The 17,022-nt window shown below is 36.3% G+C and carries 16 protein-coding genes; 6 read left to right on the top strand and 10 right to left on the bottom strand.

The window, feature by feature from the left end; translation table 11 throughout:
- Window positions 1–251: 251 nt before the first annotated feature.
- From AC13EX_RS21965 to AC13EX_RS21955, 3 genes are all read right to left on the bottom strand, one after another.
- Window positions 252–800 carry a CPBP family intramembrane glutamic endopeptidase gene (locus AC13EX_RS21965; RefSeq protein ID WP_482894353.1) on the bottom strand — a complete coding sequence of 183 codons (549 nt, stop codon included), beginning with the start codon at window positions 798–800 and terminating at the stop codon, window positions 252–254.
- 129 nt (window positions 801–929) lie between these two features.
- Entirely contained in the window at window positions 930–1,367 is a 438-nt protein-coding gene (locus tag AC13EX_RS21960; protein WP_048644748.1) for an OsmC family protein, read from the bottom strand.
- Window positions 1,368–1,571: 204 nt separating this feature from the next.
- Entirely contained in the window at window positions 1,572–3,446 is a 1,875-nt protein-coding gene (locus AC13EX_RS21955; protein WP_339716971.1) for a DUF389 domain-containing protein, read from the bottom strand.
- Between the two features lie 872 nt (window positions 3,447–4,318).
- Here AC13EX_RS21955 and dnaA point away from each other — a divergent pair.
- Window positions 4,319–5,743, top strand: coding sequence for a chromosomal replication initiator protein DnaA (dnaA, locus tag AC13EX_RS21950; RefSeq protein WP_048640033.1), 1,425 nt, complete (start codon window positions 4,319–4,321; stop codon window positions 5,741–5,743).
- Between the two features lie 37 nt (window positions 5,744–5,780).
- On the opposite strand, the gene AC13EX_RS21945 is transcribed toward dnaA, so the two are convergent.
- Window positions 5,781–6,191, bottom strand: coding sequence for a hypothetical protein (locus AC13EX_RS21945; RefSeq protein WP_048640034.1), 411 nt, complete (start codon window positions 6,189–6,191; stop codon window positions 5,781–5,783).
- A gap of 49 nt (window positions 6,192–6,240) precedes the next feature.
- Between AC13EX_RS21945 and AC13EX_RS21940 the strand changes: the two genes are divergently transcribed.
- Genes AC13EX_RS21940 through AC13EX_RS21930 form a run of 3 tightly spaced genes read left to right on the top strand, consistent with a single transcriptional unit; the run spans window position 6,241 to window position 7,909 of the window.
- Window positions 6,241–6,777: a CopD family protein gene (locus AC13EX_RS21940; RefSeq protein ID WP_482894352.1), complete on the top strand. Its 537-nt coding sequence runs from the start codon at window positions 6,241–6,243 to the stop codon at window positions 6,775–6,777.
- A 36-nt stretch (window positions 6,778–6,813) separates the two neighbouring features.
- Window positions 6,814–7,482 carry an SCO family protein gene (locus tag AC13EX_RS21935; protein ID WP_482894351.1) on the top strand — a complete coding sequence of 223 codons (669 nt, stop codon included), beginning with the start codon at window positions 6,814–6,816 and terminating at the stop codon, window positions 7,480–7,482.
- On the top strand, window positions 7,463–7,909 hold the full coding sequence (locus AC13EX_RS21930) for a c-type cytochrome (RefSeq protein ID WP_482894350.1): 447 nt from the start codon (window positions 7,463–7,465) through the stop codon (window positions 7,907–7,909). Before AC13EX_RS21935 ends, AC13EX_RS21930 begins: the two co-directional genes overlap by 20 nt.
- Here AC13EX_RS21930 and AC13EX_RS21925 read toward each other — a convergent pair.
- From AC13EX_RS21925 to AC13EX_RS21900, 6 genes are all read right to left on the bottom strand, one after another.
- On the bottom strand, window positions 7,904–8,323 hold the full coding sequence (locus tag AC13EX_RS21925; protein WP_482894349.1) for a hypothetical protein: 420 nt from the start codon (window positions 8,321–8,323) through the stop codon (window positions 7,904–7,906). The genes AC13EX_RS21930 and AC13EX_RS21925 overlap by 6 nt on opposite strands.
- Window positions 8,324–8,494: 171 nt before the next feature.
- On the bottom strand, window positions 8,495–8,920 hold the full coding sequence (locus AC13EX_RS21920) for a hypothetical protein (protein WP_482894348.1): 426 nt from the start codon (window positions 8,918–8,920) through the stop codon (window positions 8,495–8,497).
- A gap of 10 nt (window positions 8,921–8,930) precedes the next feature.
- Entirely contained in the window at window positions 8,931–10,151 is a 1,221-nt protein-coding gene (locus AC13EX_RS21915; protein ID WP_482894347.1) for an ABC transporter permease, read from the bottom strand.
- Entirely contained in the window at window positions 10,148–10,786 is a 639-nt protein-coding gene (locus AC13EX_RS21910; RefSeq protein WP_482894346.1) for an ABC transporter ATP-binding protein, read from the bottom strand. Before AC13EX_RS21910 ends, AC13EX_RS21915 begins: the two co-directional genes overlap by 4 nt.
- Before the next feature lie 6 nt (window positions 10,787–10,792).
- A complete protein-coding gene (locus AC13EX_RS21905) occupies window positions 10,793–11,971 on the bottom strand; it encodes a hybrid sensor histidine kinase/response regulator (protein ID WP_048640042.1) in 1,179 nt (392 codons plus the stop codon).
- 37 nt (window positions 11,972–12,008) lie between these two features.
- Window positions 12,009–13,370 (bottom strand): PAS domain-containing sensor histidine kinase, encoded by a 1,362-nt coding sequence (locus AC13EX_RS21900; protein ID WP_482894344.1) that lies wholly within the window; start codon window positions 13,368–13,370, stop codon window positions 12,009–12,011.
- 549 nt (window positions 13,371–13,919) lie between these two features.
- Here AC13EX_RS21900 and sucD point away from each other — a divergent pair.
- Together sucD and AC13EX_RS21890 are read left to right on the top strand one after the other, a co-directional pair.
- Window positions 13,920–14,801: a succinate--CoA ligase subunit alpha gene (gene sucD / locus AC13EX_RS21895; RefSeq protein ID WP_482894343.1), complete on the top strand. Its 882-nt coding sequence runs from the start codon at window positions 13,920–13,922 to the stop codon at window positions 14,799–14,801.
- Between the two features lie 199 nt (window positions 14,802–15,000).
- Complete coding sequence (locus AC13EX_RS21890; RefSeq protein ID WP_482894342.1) at window positions 15,001–16,959, top strand: DUF1592 domain-containing protein; 1,959 nt, start codon at window positions 15,001–15,003, stop codon at window positions 16,957–16,959.
- Window positions 16,960–17,022: the final 63 nt, after the last annotated feature.

Below are 17,022 nucleotides of genomic sequence, written 5' to 3'. Positions count from 1 at the left end.
AAATCTATTGAATCAGCTACACTTGAAATAAGCAATAGTCCTAATGATAAGTAATGGATATGGGAAACTCTAGCACAGAGTTTCCCATATCCTTATCCCACCTAAAACATTTAGGACAGGTCATCGTTATTCTTGCTTTTTCTCTGTGTTAACACTGCCAAAATCTGGATTTTATTTAGGTTTTAGACTTTATATTTTTCCGTATCTTCAATTCTGACTCGAATCGACAATTGGTATAAAAAAATAGATTTTTAGGACTTTTTTATCGCTATCCAATAAAGTAAAATGGCATCAAAAACGGAATGAGCAATTATGGCTGATGAAACCCCGTATTTTTCGAAAAGAATTCCTAAAACGGCTATAAAAAAAATCATTACAAATCCATATAAGCTTATTCTCCAATTCCACGGATTGAGGTAACCGTGAATTAAAACAAAAAGCACTGCGGTCACCCAAAGACCCAACAATGGCTGAATACCAGCCCTAAACAAAAGTTCCTCTCCCACTCCAGCACAAATTGAAATAAAAACAATTCCTTTTATTGTCCATGGCCAAGTATTGATGAGTGCATTGTATTTTTGCTTCTCTATTCTAAAAAAAGGGGCATTGATGATTTTTAGGGCTATAAAAGCACCAATAATTCCGGAGACTAATCCTGCAATCAATTGCGCAAATAGGGACCGATGCCCTTCAAATAGCTCCATCAAAGTGATTTCTTGAAAGAAATACACCAAGGAGAGTCCAGCCAAACCAAAGCCTAAAAGGGTGATCCACCCCAGCATTGCCATTTTTTTATTCATACACTTAATTTGCCTCCGAACTACTCGATAACTTTACCAATAATTATAATGATTAGGTAATAGGAAAATAAAAAAGTGCCAAAAAGAAACTCTTTGGCACTTTCCAAACATAAATTAAAAATTAAATGCTTAGGAATTAAAAGTAATATTCAATGAAATAGGAACTGAACTTAAAGCCTGGCTAATCGGGCAACCTTCTTTGGCTGCATTGGCCAACTCTATAAATTGCTTTTCATCCATACCTGGAACTTTCCCTGTAAGGTTAAGTACTATCCCTGTAATGGCAAATCCCGCATCACCTTTTTCGATAGTAACAGTAGCGGTAGTATTTAATTCCTCAGCTTCCAAATCTTTTCCAGCGATTTGAAAACTTAATGCCATATTGAAACATCCCGCATGGGCTGCCGCTATCATTTCTTCAGGGTTGGTTCCTTTAGTACCATCCTCATTTTCAAATCTGGTTTTGAAACTATAAGGTGACTTATCAAAAAATCCGCTTGGTGAAGACAATGTTCCACTGCCATCTTTACCGGATCCCTTCCAAATTGCTGTTGCTTTTCTTTTCATCTTTTTAGGTATTGATTGGTTTAAAGTTTGTTCTTTTATTTCAATATTCAATGTATTAATTATCTGTCAGAAATGCTAAAACTATTGTAGCATGGACTTGGGAATTTGTATCTTCAGATTAATGATTTGAAGCTCAACTTAAATGCTATTCAGAATAGATCTTTGAAATCCATTTTAATTTTTCTCCTATCAAAAGCAGAAGGATCACTCGACCTTCATTGCCACCGTTATCTCCAAGACCACCTTGTCACCTACAATATTTTCAATTTCATTTTTTATATTTTCCAGCTCAGTTTTGTCAAGAGGTTTATCTGCTACAATTTTTACAGTTAAGCGCATAGGCTTAATATTTCGCACAGAAACATCTCTCAAAACAACACCATTAGTCGTGTACCCATTTAATTTGGATAGGATATTGTTTTCTCTTACCATGTCCATAAAACCAAAAAACAAAGGAAGACTTACCAAACCAACAACAACCAAGGAATAGAGAATCCCCCGTCTTGCCAGACGGAATGGACTAAATCCCAATAGCAAAAATGTCATAGCTGCAGCCATTACCATGCCTGCAAGGTTGGTTAAAAACAAGAGAAATGCTCCTCGAAAAATATCCCATTCCATCCATCCTAATCCTATACCTGATACTGCTAAAGGCGGCACCAATGCTACCGCTATTGCTACACCTGCCAAGGTTTTAGAGATTTCTGATTTAGCACTCGCATATGCACCAGCTATTCCAGAGCCAACAGCAATTCCTAAATCCAATAAATTAGGTCTTACCCTCGCCATAATCTCGTCATTGGCAATATTTAACGGAGTGAGCCATGTGATAAATATAGCACACAAATAACCCAATAGAACACCCCAACCTATTGTCTTGGAGCTATTAACTATTAAGGTGCGGTCTTGTCTCAAAACACCCATAGAAAGAGATATAATCGGCGCCATTAAAGGGGCTAATATCATGGCCCCGATAATCACAGGAGCAGAATTACCAAAAAGCCCTAATGTCGCAATTAGGGTCGCCAATAGCATCAGTACAAGGTATACGCTCGAAGTGATAGAACTTGATCTTAAGCTAGAAAACAGGTCTTTAAATTCCTCTGTTGTTGCATGATTTATAAGTGGAAGTTTTCTTTTTAATAATTCCTTTCTTGCATCCCCCCTAGGCAGGGCTTCAACTTTATACACATCATCACTCCCACCTTTATTCTCAATATTTAACTTTTGCCCAGGCAGCATATTTAAGGCACCTTTTCCTATTTCTATCTGCAATTTCTCGGTGGACAATAGCACACCATCCTGGGAATAATTTATAGGCTGGTCTCCAGTTATTGTTATGGACGAAGTTTTAATATGAGCTGCAAAAGGCGGTAATTTTCTATTACTGTTTGTTCTAAATAAACTGTTAAGTCCAAACCAGAACAAACCACTAATACTTTTAGGAGCTAAAATAAAGGCATGTAACTTCCCATCATTAATTACTGAATGCTCGAGTATTTTCTTACTTATCAAGCTACTCTGAGCGTGGTGAACGATGATTAGACCAATGGCCGCTGTGTTAATTTCATCTTGATTCTCTGCTTTGATATTGAAACCAACCAATTTAGTGCTCCAAAAAAGTTTGAAAAAATAACTTAACCTCTGCCAAAATCTTTGAAAACCAAACCTAGCAACTGAGCTACTCATTAGACTCAGTGATTCTCCTATTAGTATGGTATTAAAAACTGGTACCCCATTCGCTTCAAGAACATCTACTTTGGACACTTTCTCCTCAAGTAGAATATAAGCAATATTATCCTCAAGGCTGGATTTCACGCCAAACCCTTTAATCCCATGGATCATTTTAGGGTGTGGTAGAAGTGCTATTTCTAGATTTCTTTTAATCGCGATAAGAAGAAATGACTTTAATTGTTCATCAGAAAGAAAAGTTACAACCTGTTCATCCTCCTCAATTTCCTCAATAAAAGCTTCAGTATAAGGATAGCTTGCCCTTAAATTTGAACCAAATTCAGGCAAAATGTCATTTTGCACTGAATCCTCTTCATTACTATCATAAATTAATATTCTGCTTTTCATTTATCATTTCTTAATATTATTTAAAAACAGCTATTCCTTAATCTGGGTTAACCCGGATTATGTAATGGAATTTCTCCGCCCTGACAATGTCAGGGGTAAAGCCTGTCCCGTGTTTACGGGAAGTGTTGCTATCGCAAGAAAATCAGGCTGTTTGGAGATTTTAGCATAGCACCGCTATGGTGAAATTGAAAACAGCAAAGATTGGGTATTTTAAAGCGATTTCAGCACGCAATAGAATGGCTATTGCATATTTCGGGTTTAATCTCTTTTCAATGTACCAATTCTTCAAAATTGATAATTCTTTCAATAGGCAATGCTTTTGTTTTCCAGCTTGATTTCCTATACCAAGAACCCATCCAAAGATAACTTAGAAAGTCAATTTAATACCCTTTCATCCAATCCTGAATGAGCCAGACCCATATCTTTATAAAAACAATCTAAAAGCAGGTTCTAAATTGATTTTAAGGTAATTTTTACATTTTTTTGAAATATTTTTGAATTGCCATTTTCAAGACCAATTGATCGTGTAAATTCAATTCAAATCCTCTATTCCCTGCTTGAGCGGCCTCTTATCTCTCATTAAACTTGATATTAACTGGCTTGGAATTGAGGATAAAATCCTAAAACTAAGCAGTTTAAAAACGGAATTATTATAAATGGTGGTACCTCTCAAAATTCCTATTGATTATCAAGGAAAACATTTCATTTTTCAAATAATTAAAATTCAAAATCCGCCTGAACTGACAATGTACCCATAAAGTAAAAAAATCAAGTAAAAGGGCATTTTTTATTTAAGATAATTTTCCACAATTTTGTTACCCCCTAAAAAAGGAGTATTCACGATTTTTCAACTTTCGGTTAAAATAAATTCAATGAATTCAGAGGCTAATGCTATATGGACTGAATGTTTGCGGGTGGTCGAAAAACACGTCAATGAACAGAGTTTTTCGACTTGGTTTAAACCAATAATCCCTGCACGAATCGATGGATCTGTACTTACCATACAAGTCCCAAGTCAATTTTTCTACGAATGGCTGGAAGACAATTATGTTGAAGTATTAAAATTAGCCATCAAAACTATTTTAGGGGCTCAGGGCAAATTAGAATATGCTGTAGTAGTAGACAAAGGGAATTCACAAAACCAACCTTATATGGTTAGTTATCCCCAAGGAGTAAACAGCCCTGCAGCCATCAAAAAAAAGGAAAACCTTGCATCCGCACACAGTCCTTTTGATCTTTCTAGTTTGGATGAACAAACAACCTTACAATCCAACCTTAATTCCACTTATACCTTCAGCTCTTTTATTGAAGGTGATTGTAATCGTCTTGCCCGATCTGCAGGATTTGCGGTAGCCAATAAACCTGGAATCACCTCATTTAACCCATTGATGGTGTATGGTGGTGTAGGTTTAGGAAAAACGCATCTCGTACAGGCCATCGGAAATGAAATCAAAAATGGTCCTGATGAAAAGTTTGTACTCTATGTTTCTTCAGAAAAATTTGTCAATCAGTTTATGGATGGCATTAAAGATGGAAACATCAAATCTTTTACAAACTTTTACATGCAAGTGGATGTACTGATCATCGATGACATCCAATTTCTGGCTGGAAAAGGTAGAACCCAAGAGATGTTTTTCCACATTTTCAACCATCTGCATCAAAATAAAAAGCAAATCATCATGACCTCTGATTGTGCTCCTAAGGACTTAATGGGCTTAGAAGAACGATTACTCTCCCGGTTTAAATGGGGACTCACGGCAGATTTGCAAATGCCTGATTTCGAAACAAGAATAGCGATAATCAGAAAGAAAATGCAGTCAGAAGGAATAGATATTCCTGATAATGTGATTGAATACCTTGCTTACACTGTTGACACTAATGTAAGGGAACTTGAAGGAGTCATGATTTCTTTGATCGCCCATGCTTCATTAAGCAGGGTCGAAATCAGTCTTGAATTGGCCAAGACAATCATGAAAAACATTATCAAAGACATTGAGACTGAAGTGAGCATAGAGTTTATTCAAAAATCCTGTGCAGACTATTACGGTATCAAGGTAGAAAACCTGAAAGCCAAAACCAGAAAAAAGGAAATAGTAATTGCCCGACAAGTTGCAATGTATTTTAGCAAGGAGTTTACCAACCACTCATTAAAATCTATCGGTTATCATTTTGGAGGAAGAGACCATAGTACAGTAATTCATGCCGTTCAAGCTGTTAATGATCTTATGGAAACAGAGCCATCTTTTAGAAATGCAGTGCAGGAGCAGAAAAAACAATTTAAGATCAGGTCCTACTAATTGAACCTATCAAATCTTTATGCTTAACCATCCCTTTTTAATGGCTTTCTGTAAAAGGATACTTTTTAAAACTTGAATTACCCATGGCCGTTTTTTCATAACTACCAATACAGAATTCTTGAAAATCCGCTTTAAAATAAGGTGCTTCTGGAAACAAATCGAGCTGGTCTAGAGGTTGATTAAAAAAATACACCTTTGTGTTTCCATACTTGGTATGCGGCATAAAATCACCATAGGCCCGCATTTCCTCCCAATCTTCGCTATCTGTAAATACTGCAAAAATTCTAACCACCGGACCAGTATTGTTTTCATTTCTGTAACTGGCTAATTCTGTGTAGTTACCCTTCAGGTCCTTAACCCCTGGCTGACTCAAGCTTTGGTAAACAATCACCATTAAAAGCCCACCAACCAAGACAGCAAGTAAATAAATAATATTTTTTGATTTCATATGTCCTAAAAACAATCTTAAACAGTTAATTTAGCCAAAAATAGCAAGAATGGCCTTCGAATACGTTAAAGCTTTACACATTATTTTTATTGTAACTTGGTTTGCTGGGTTATTTTATATAGTCAGGCTTTTTATCTACCAAACAGAAGCCTTGGATAGACCTGAAGCTGAGCGAATAATATTAAAACCCCAATTGGATTTAATGGCAAATAGGCTTTGGTACATCATTACCTGGCCATCGGCGATTTTGACGCTAATCTTCGGGACATGGGTGTTGTTTTACCGACCTGGATACTTGTCCATGCCATTTATGCATGCAAAACTAACTTTTGTTTTATTGCTTTATATCTATCATTTTCGTTGCCACTATATCTTCAAATCACTGCAGAATGGGAAAGCAGTTTGGTCCAGCACCAAACTTAGACTTTGGAATGAAATAGCAACCTTATTACTATTTGCAATAGTATTTTTAATCGTCCTCAAAAGTTTAATCAATATGGTTTGGGGAATTACAGGATTGATCCTTTTGGGCATCACCCTAATGCTTGCAACGAAATGGTATAAAAAAATGCGTAAAAGGAACTAAACAACACTTTTCGCTGTCATACTAATTAAAAATAAAATGCTTCGATTCATTTATTTAGGCCCTCTATTTCTATGTGTTTTATTCTTCAACTCCTGCCAAACAAGCTCAAATAACGATGTATTACCTATCTTGGGCAATAGGCATGTAGAGGAGGTAATTATTGATAACAAAACAGTAAAGGATACCATCTATCATACGATTGCAGATTTTAGTTTTACCAATCAAGAGGGTAAACAAATAACCAATGCTGATGTCAGAGGAAAAGTCTATGTTGCCGATTTTTTTTTCACTAGCTGCCCTACTATCTGCCCAGTGATGAAGAAACAAATGTTGAGGGTTTTTGAAGCCTATAAAGATGATCCAAAATTCATGATTTTAAGTCATACCATAGACCCAGAGTATGACACCCAAACTCTTTTAAAAGATTACTCCATGAGGCTAGGCATTGAGAATGCAAATACTTGGAATTTTCTGACTGGTGATCAAGAAAAAATCTTTGAAATTGGTCAAACAAGTTACCTAACTACAGCCATGAATGATAAAAATGAGCCTGGTGGATTCTTGCACTCAGGGGCATTTGTACTGATTGATCAATTAGGAAGAATTAGAGGGGTTTATGACGGAACAAAAGAAACTCAGGTAAACTTACTCATCAAAGACATCCCCAAATTACTCAACGAGAACAATGAGAGCAACAATAGGTAGTTTATTATTAATACTTTTCACTAGCTGTCAAAGTACTGATTCTAATAGTCAAAACGGTATTGATAAAATTAATGACCTAAAAACAAAGCAATATGCTATTCAAGGTCAACAACTCTATTTGCAACATTGTAGTAATTGCCACCAAGAAGATGGAACAGGGTTAAACAGGCTCATCCCTCCATTAAGCAAAGCTGACTATATGATTACTGATGTAGGCAGAAGCCTTTATATCATCCGAAATGGTCTTAAGGGAAGCATTATGGTGAATGATATTGAATACAATCAGCCAATGCCGGGTAATAGTAATTTGACACCTTTGGAAATTGCCCAAATTGGCACTTATATTTATAATGTATGGGGAAATGAACATGGGCTTATTACTCCCGAAGAAGTAAATAAAGCCCTTGCTCAAAAACCAAAACTATAATAGCGCCTCGCTTTTTTCAATAGCCAGTAGAATGTCTTTTTTTACTTTTTCTACCTTTACCAGCTCTTTTTCCAAGTAAGCTTTTGCTTCCTCATCGGACATTCCCTCAAGATCTGTCTCAAATTGTCTCATCCATACAAACATTTCGTCATAGGCTTTCTCACAATCTGTAGCAGCCGCCTCCAAATCGCTAATCTGTTTTTGAAGATTTTCCGAGTCATCTGATTCCTCAAGCTCTGCAGCTTTTTCATTTAACACCTTCTGATTAGATTTCAAAGTACCTATTTTAGGCATTACCTCATCATGAACTTGAATGACCTTTTCTTTTAACAATTCATTTTCGCTTATTTTCGGTCCACAAGAATAAATTGATACACACAGCAAAATCAACAATACAATTGGTGCTTTTTTCATGGATTATTAAGTAGTATATGGTTTGAAACGGAATTAAATTACATCAAATGTTATAATAATAATGTGATAAAAAAAATGCAACAATAATATTTGGCCCAGCCTATTTCAATAAATCGTCAACAAAAATTTAGATGGAATATTGACAATGACTATTCAAAATTTGTGTTTAAATCACGGATCAATAATATTGGCTTCTTTAAGGATATACATCAATTTTTCAGGGTCCTTCGCATTAAGCATCAACTTACCAGTTACCTTTATCTTTTTAGAGGTGTATTTGATGGGTTCTTTTAGCATTACCTCCATCACTGTTTCTGGCCCACCCGAACCACAAAAAAAACATTCTGCCAAAGGAAGTGAAGAAAGTATAATGTGCTCAGGTTTAAACATACCTTCAAAGGGTATAATATAACCATCAGCTGTAATCTCTTTACCTTCCATCTCCTTAATCTTATCCCCAAAAACGGGCAAATACAACTCACCAAAGTCATCCTCCCCGATTTCATAGGTTACATTGGATAGGTTTTTCCAAACATTTTCTTGTTGCCCTATGGCAGAAAAAGACAGCAAGCCTATCAATAAAACTAAATACCTCATACTATCTTATTTACTTGGTCAATTGTCCAGCGATTTGTGTCCTATATGCATTCCATGCAGGAATGATGGAAGCCAAAACTCCCACCGACAAAGCATAGGCCAAAACCCACCATTCTTTCTTTATAAATACAAAAGTCTTAAAATCCGAAATTACTCCTTGATCATTTACCATAACCAATAAATAGAGAAAAAGGTGTCCGAGAAATAATCCTGCTAATGCGCCTATAAAGGTAAGTAGGATTCCTTCTAGCAGAATTAACAAAAACAATTGTCCTTTGGAAGCACCAATTGCACGCATTACAGCCAAATCGTACTTCCTTTGTTTAAGTGAACTGAATAAGGCAATAAATATGCCCAATCCAGCTATCAATATAATAACAAGTGCCAAGCCCTGAACCAAAGCAATCCCTATTCCTAACAATTCGAAAAGTCTCGAAATCTCAAAAGAAGGGGATGCCGCTTGTAATGAGCTTCTACTATTAATCAGTCTGGGAAGTTGGACAGCCGCTATTGGATTTCGGTAAGAAATTAGTACAATGGTCAATTCTCTTGCCTCATCGGTTTTAGGAAACCCTGTTTTTTCAACCTCCTGCTCCAGCTTTTTTTTGCCAAAATCTTCGTCATGGGAATACCAAATGGATTCTATACTGGTTAATATGAGTTGATCGATCACATTATAAGAAGGAGCTAAAACGCCCACTACAAGATATGCTTGTTCATCATGTTCATGACTTGCAGAGGCTATTCCATGGGAGCCTACAAAAGTATCTCCTACCTTTAGACCTTTCTCCTTTGCCACTCGACTTCCCAAAACTACCTCAAATGGTTTGTTCCAGGCATTTCCTGAATTAAAACTAACATCGTAAAGCTTAAGGTAATCGTGGTTAGAACCAACAATTCTAAATCCCCCAAAATTATCCCCAAGCCCCATAGGTATGGCTTTCTTTATTAAACGGTTTCTGGAAACAGACTTTGCTTCATCTAGAGGGATATTCCCTGTTGGAAAATCGATATGATAAACAGAGGAAAGCACCAACTGTAGAGGACTTCCCTTGGCCCCAATGACAAGATCAATCCCTGAGGCATCCTTGTTCATTTTATTCTCAAACTGCTCTTCAATAAGCAAAAGAACAGTTATAATGGACAAGCCCAAAGCGAGAAGAAGTATATTTAGACCTGTACTTAAAGGTTTATCCATTAAGTACTTCCAGCTCAATTTAAATATATTCATAAGCTTCCTGATTTTATGGATATACTTCTATCAATCTGATCTTTTATTCGATAATCATGGGTGACTATTATCAGGGTTGCTTGAAGCTTTTTTGCTTGGTTTTTAAGAAGATTTACAACCATCTTGGCATTGTCATCATCCAAGCTAGCTGTAGGTTCATCGGCCAAAATAATTTTAGGCTCATTTACCATTGCCCGGGCAATAGAAACCCTCTGGGCTTCTCCTTCGCTCAAAGTTTGAATGCGGGCATCCTTCTTATCTTGAATCCCCAGCTCTTCTAGGTAATAGTCAAGTTTATTTGCTGTTGGTTTATTGGCAAAAAAATGCGGGAGACAGATATTTTCAGACACCGTCAATGGACCTAGAAGGTGAGGTTTTTGAAATACTATACCAATATTACTCCCCCTAAACTTATCTAAATCATTCCCTTTCAGTTCATATAGTGATACTCCATCAATCCAAACCTCCCCTTTGTTCGGTGCCTGCAAGCCCCCAATTATATTTAGAAGGGTTGTTTTTCCTGACCCTGATTTCCCTAAAACCAATAATTCATCACCTCTATTTAATTCAAGGTCAGGAACATCAATTTTTGGTTGATTTTCGTAAGAAAACTGAATCTCCTTAACAATAATCATTGCCAGTTACTTTTTTGCAGGTATTTCCAAATTAAATTCAGTTCCTTTATTGAGCTTACTTTTGAAATCAATTTTTCCCCCCATAACCTCAATGCACTTTTTCACTATGGACAAACCTAGCCCTGAACCTTCTCTTAAGCCTACATTCTTAGCCCTAAAAAACCGATCAAAAAGTTGGGATTGTTCAGCTTCATTGATACCAATACCTTCATCTTTAATATTTAAGAAAAGTGTATCATTTTCATGTTTTACTTTGAAGTAAACAGAGCCACCATCTTTCGAATACTTAACCGCATTCGATAGTAAATTCTCTAAAATCTGATACAATAGGTCCATATCAGAGGTGATCATTTTAGGGATTTTCTCGAACTCCACGTTGATTTTTACATTATTATCAATCCCGGCTTTGACCATGTCCACCACCTCATTGAGGAATGCTGAAGTGTAAATTCTCACTGGTTTGTAGTTCATCTTATCCGCATCGGCTTTCCCAAAGAATAAAACACTTGTCAGAAGACTATTAAGATTCCGTACTGAATTCTCAATTTTATTTGCATGCTTTACCAATTTGGCTTTAAAAGGATGCTCTTTTTCCGCATACAATTTCAATAATTGTGCAGAACTTAAAATAGATGTTAAAGGAGTTTTAAAACCGTGGGAAACGTTTTGAACAATTCTTGATTTTAATTCACTTAGCTCCCTTTCTTTTTCCAAAGCTTTCTGAAGCTCCTTGTTTGCTTCATTTAAATCAGCGGTCCTTTTTTTGACTTTTTCTTCCAGCTCATTGTTTAAGCTCTGAAGTTCTTTCTCTTTTTTATCTTTAAAAATGGCCAATTCAATAACCATATTCAATTCCCTAATATTAAAGGGCTTGATAACATAGGCACTAGGATTGGTAACAGCGACCTTCTGTAGGGTTTCACTATCTGAGCTAGCTGTAAGGTAAACTACAGGAATATTGTATTTTTCATTAATAATTTCCGTGGTTTTAATTCCATCCAGCTTCCCAGAGAGATTAATATCCATCATGACAATGTCTGCATGGTTTTTTTCAAGAATTTCCAAGGCAATCTCACCTGAATCAGCCATTCCAATAATCTGATGGTGGTTCTTTTCAAGTGCTTTTTTTAATAAAAGTGCCGAGACGGTATCGTCTTCGGTTATCAATATTTTAAGAGAAAACATACTTACAAAATTAAATAATAACGTGCCCCAAAATAATTTATATACAAAGTGGTATTGAAATCCGCACTAAAGTACCATTACCTTTTTCACTTTCAACTTGAATTTGACCATTTAACTTTTCAACCAAGTGTTTGGTAATGGCTAATCCAAGGCCTGATCCTTCAAATTTACGGTTAAAACCGGTACTTTCTTGTTCAAAAGGGTAAAACAATTTGTCCAAATAATCTTTACTAATACCTATACCTTGATCATGTACTACTATAATCAATTGATTTTCAAAGTTTTCAATTACAACTTGAATAAGTCCCTTTTCTGAATATTTAACCGAATTACCAACGATATTATTGATAATAATTTGAAGGTACTTTCTCTCGATTTTTGCGTTAAAGGGTTTAGTTAAAAATTTTGAAGTGACTAATATACCTTTTTTAATCCCTACGGATTTATGATTTATCAATATTTTTGAAACAAAATCATTTACATTGGTTTTTTCTAAAACAATATTCAGCTCATCGGACTCCAATGAAGACAAATCCAGTATATTGGTAATGGTATTGAGTAAGCGTTCTCCACTTTCCTTAATAATATTCAAATGCTCCAAAAGTTCCTTGTCTTCCGACCTAATTTGGCTTATGTATTCAGTACTGCCAAGAATACCATTTAAGGGTGTGCGAATTTCATGACTCATATTAGAAATGATATTCCCTTTCAATCGACTTACCTCCTCCGCCTTATCTTTGGCTATTTCCAAGCCCTTCTCATAAGATTTTTTCTTCGAAATATCTCGAAAAACATTCAAGAACAACATATTCCCTTCAAAGTTTTCCTTCATTTTGGAAATGGAAACTTCTATCTCCCTATCTCCCGATTTCAAAGGCATTTCAAATTCTCGTATTACGGTACTTTTGGTATTTGAGTTAAGTTCATCAGCTATTTCATTCCTTACCTTTTCGTAGAAATCTGTGTCGCGAAACAAATGCTGAAGCCCATTTTCAATCAACTCATCCTCGCTCACCTCTGCCATTTTACAAATGGTGGGATTAGCAGAAATAACCTTCCCTCCAAAAACAGACAGTACCATGCCTTCTTGAGAATTGTTCCAGACTATTCTAAATTGATCCTCCCTTTCTGCGATCTCTCTATTTTTCTTTTGAAGTGTGATTTTTAATATCCCTCTGTCTTTTGTCTGCTGAATAAAAATACATACTCCATAAATGATTGCAAGTAAAAAAATGAAAGCAATTGCTAATAACCAATAATTATTATAAACTGAAAAATCAACCACGGTCTGCCCAGTCACAGGTTCAGAATTTACAGCCAATAAGGGCATCAAGGCCAACTGGTAGCTATCCGAGGACATTTTTTTCGACAAAACCTTACTTTTTCCGGAATTTCCCATACCTCTCTCCCATTAGGGGATCGATTTATTTAATATTTTATTTCAAGCTAAAGGAACGATAAAACTTTTATCTCTTTCTTCAAAAGTTCACAAACAAAGATTAAAATAGCACCTGTTGAAACATATTAAAATTAGTCTCTAACATTTTTTTTGATTTAAGCTGTCTTAAAGGATTTTATATTTGCCTGATTCCACTCCTCGTTGAAATCCAAAGATGTTGATTTCATAATCGTTGAGGGTACTTTTAGCAATTTTTTGTATCCTATTTTATAAATCTACCCAAATAAACCCTAATTTACCTTAAAAAAACAGGAAATGAATTTTTGATGAAATAATTTTAGTGTCTATTTCCTAATATTATATTAGCCTTAGCCTAGGGCTAAAACAGGCTTCTGAAGTACTAGAATTATTCATTTGTAGGGTTAAGTAGGAACCATAAAAATATAAAAAGTTATCTATAGTATAAATTAAATCGATATTGTTTGCAATTTCTTTTTGTGATCACTCTTTATCTCCTATTTTTGTAGCAAATTAATTAAAAGCAGACTTATGAGCGTATTGGTAAATAAAAATTCCAAAGTAATTGTACAAGGGTTCACAGGAACTGAAGGTTCTTTTCACGCCCAACAGATGATAGAATATGGTACCAATGTAGTTGGGGGTGTAACTCCTGGAAAAGGTGGCGATACTCATTTAGGCAGACCAGTATTTAATACTGTAGAAGATGCAGTGAAAGCCAAAGGAGCTGATACTACCATAATCTTTGTTCCTCCAGCTTTTGCGGCAGATGCTATTATGGAAGCGGCGGATGCAGGTATTAAAGTAATCATCGCCATTACTGAAGGAATTCCTGTACAGGACATGATGAAAGCCAAGCCGTATGTTAAGAAAAAAGGAGCCATTTTGGTAGGCCCAAATTGCCCGGGAGTAATCACTCCAGGTGAAGCTAAGGTTGGCATCATGCCTGGTTTTGTCTTCAAACCAGGACGGGTAGGAGTTGTTTCCAAATCAGGTACGCTTACTTATGAAGCAGCTGACCAAATCACAAAAGCTGGATTAGGTGTTTCTACAGCCATTGGAATAGGTGGTGACCCGATAATCGGTACATCCACTAAGGAAGCTGTTCAACTATTAATGGAAGATCCCGAAACAGATGCTATCGTGATGATAGGAGAGATTGGCGGGAATTATGAAGCTGAAGCTGCACAATGGATCAAAGAAAATGGTAATAAAAAACCTGTTGTAGGATTTATCGCAGGCCAAACAGCACCTCCAGGTAGAAGAATGGGACATGCTGGTGCCATTATTGGTGGAAAAGATGATACAGCCATCGCCAAAATGCGTATCATGAAGGAAAATGGTATTTTCGTAGCAGAATCACCAGCCGAAATAGGAGAGGTGATGGCTAAAGCTTTAGGTGTAGACGCTTAATAAAAGCTTCAGAATGCTAAAAGCATAATTATAGCAATTTTAAAAGGAGACCTGATGGTCTTCTTTTTTTTTGACTTATTTCAATCCTGCATAACCAAACTACTCACCTTCCATCAAAATAGTATTGGAATTAATGAATTAATTACCTTAAATTTAAGGCATAACCTATATCTGAATCCAAATAAAACCTATGCCATTAATGAAATCGTATATTTTACTGGTTATGGCTGTCTTCAGTTTTTTTGCAAGCATTGCACAGGAGGCCTTAGATTACACTACCGATATTATCCCGGTTTTGGACAAAAACTGCTATTCCTGTCACAATACCGGAAACCCTAAAGGAGGAGTGAACCTAAAAATATATGAGGAAGAGGGACGTGTTATTAAAGATGGACAATTTTGGCTAAAAGTATTAGACCAAATTAAGTCAAAAGAAATGCCCCCGTCCAGTAAGCCAGAGTTGAATGATAAGGAATACCATACCTTACTCGATGGAATCAATGGGATTCTCATCAAGTCTCTAGAAAAAAGAACTCCTGGAAAAGTTATCATCCGACGATTGAGTCATACTGAATACCATTACACAGTATTAGACCTGACAGGGGTGAGTTTTGACGCCATGAATCGTTTCCCAGCAGATGGTTCGGGTGGTGGCGGTTTTGACAATCAAGGTGGTTCATTGTTTTTCACGCCCCTTAAGATGGAAAGGTATTATGATGCTGCTGAAGAGATTGTCACATCTCTATATGAAGACCTAGAAAAATGGTCAGACCTTGTTCCCGAAAGCTATCATCAAAACATCTGGGAAAGGTTTATAAATTGGTTAATGCCTAAAATCAGTAGTAATTTCAAGCCCCTTAATCCACCTGAAAAAGCAGCCGAAAAAGTACTTTTCCCTTTTGCCAGCAAAGCTTATAGAAGGCTATTAAAATCTGAAGAAAAAGAAAAGTTTATTGACCTTTTTAATACGGTCTATTACTCACTTCCAGAGGAACCCAACCCACAGAAATTCAACAAATCCATTGCAGAAGTATTTAAAGCTATTTTAATTTCCCCCTCTTTCCTTTACAAAATGGAGGAAGAACCCTTAGGCCCTGCCCCTATTGCCTTAGGAGATTTTGAACTGGCTACCAGATTATCTTACTTCTTATGGTCAAGCATGCCAGATGATGAATTGTTTGACCTGGCCATGAAAGGTAAGCTGCAAGCACCAGGAGAAATAGAAAATCAGGTAAAAAGAATGCTCAATGACCCCAAGTCGGAAAGATTTTCAGAATCATTCGTAAGCCAGTGGTTAGGAATCAATAAGCTTAAAGATGACAATGCACCTTTAGCTGATTTGGTTAGGTTTCCTGAATTCACCCCTTCTATAAGAGAGGCCATGTTCAAAGAAACCACTTCCTTTTTCCATTATGTAATGACCGAAAGTAAAAACTTCCTTGACTTGATCAATAGTAATTATGCCTTTCTCAATGAAGAATTGGCTGATTACTATGGAATTGAAGGTGTAAAGGGAGACGATTTCAAAAAAGTAATGCTAGCCAACAATAGCAGAGGAGGCTTTTTGGGTTTAGGCAGTGTTCAAGCCGTAACTTCCTTGCCCACCAGGACAAGTCCAGTACTTAGAGGTAAGTGGGTTTTAGAAGAAATATTAGGTACATCTCCTCCCCCTCCACCACCAGATGTTGCAGAATTACCTGAGGATGAGTCTTTACATGAGGACCTTGGATTGAAGGCTCTATTAGAAAAGCATAGGGAGGACCCGGCATGCCAATCTTGTCACGAAAAAATGGACCCACTTGGTCTAGGTTTGGAGAATTTTGGAGCAGATGGGAAATGGAGAGAAAGTTATGGGAACACTCCAATTGATCCTACAGGTGTTCTTACCTCAGGTGAGACCTTTGCAGGTCCTGCAGAATTGAAAGCATTACTTATGAAGGAGAAAGAAAAATTTGCACGGAACATTTCCAAAAAGACTTTGTCTTATGCTATAGGAAGGGGTACGACTTTTACTGATGAAATTGCCATCCGGGAATTGTCTGATTCCTTGATTGAGAATGATTTTAATCCTGATAAATTCGTTACCGCTTTGGTTCAAAGCTATCCTTTTAGGATGAAGATTAAGGATTTTCAGAAAAGAGTAAATGAGGTTGATTAATAATTTGAAATAGATTAACTTGAAGAATAGTTGAATTCAGGACGAAAAATAAATTTGTAGGAT

The organism is Cyclobacterium sp. L-R (genome assembly GCF_056859355.1).
Note: the sequence above shows the minus strand (reverse complement) of the source record. Positions and strands in the feature narration are given on the sequence as shown.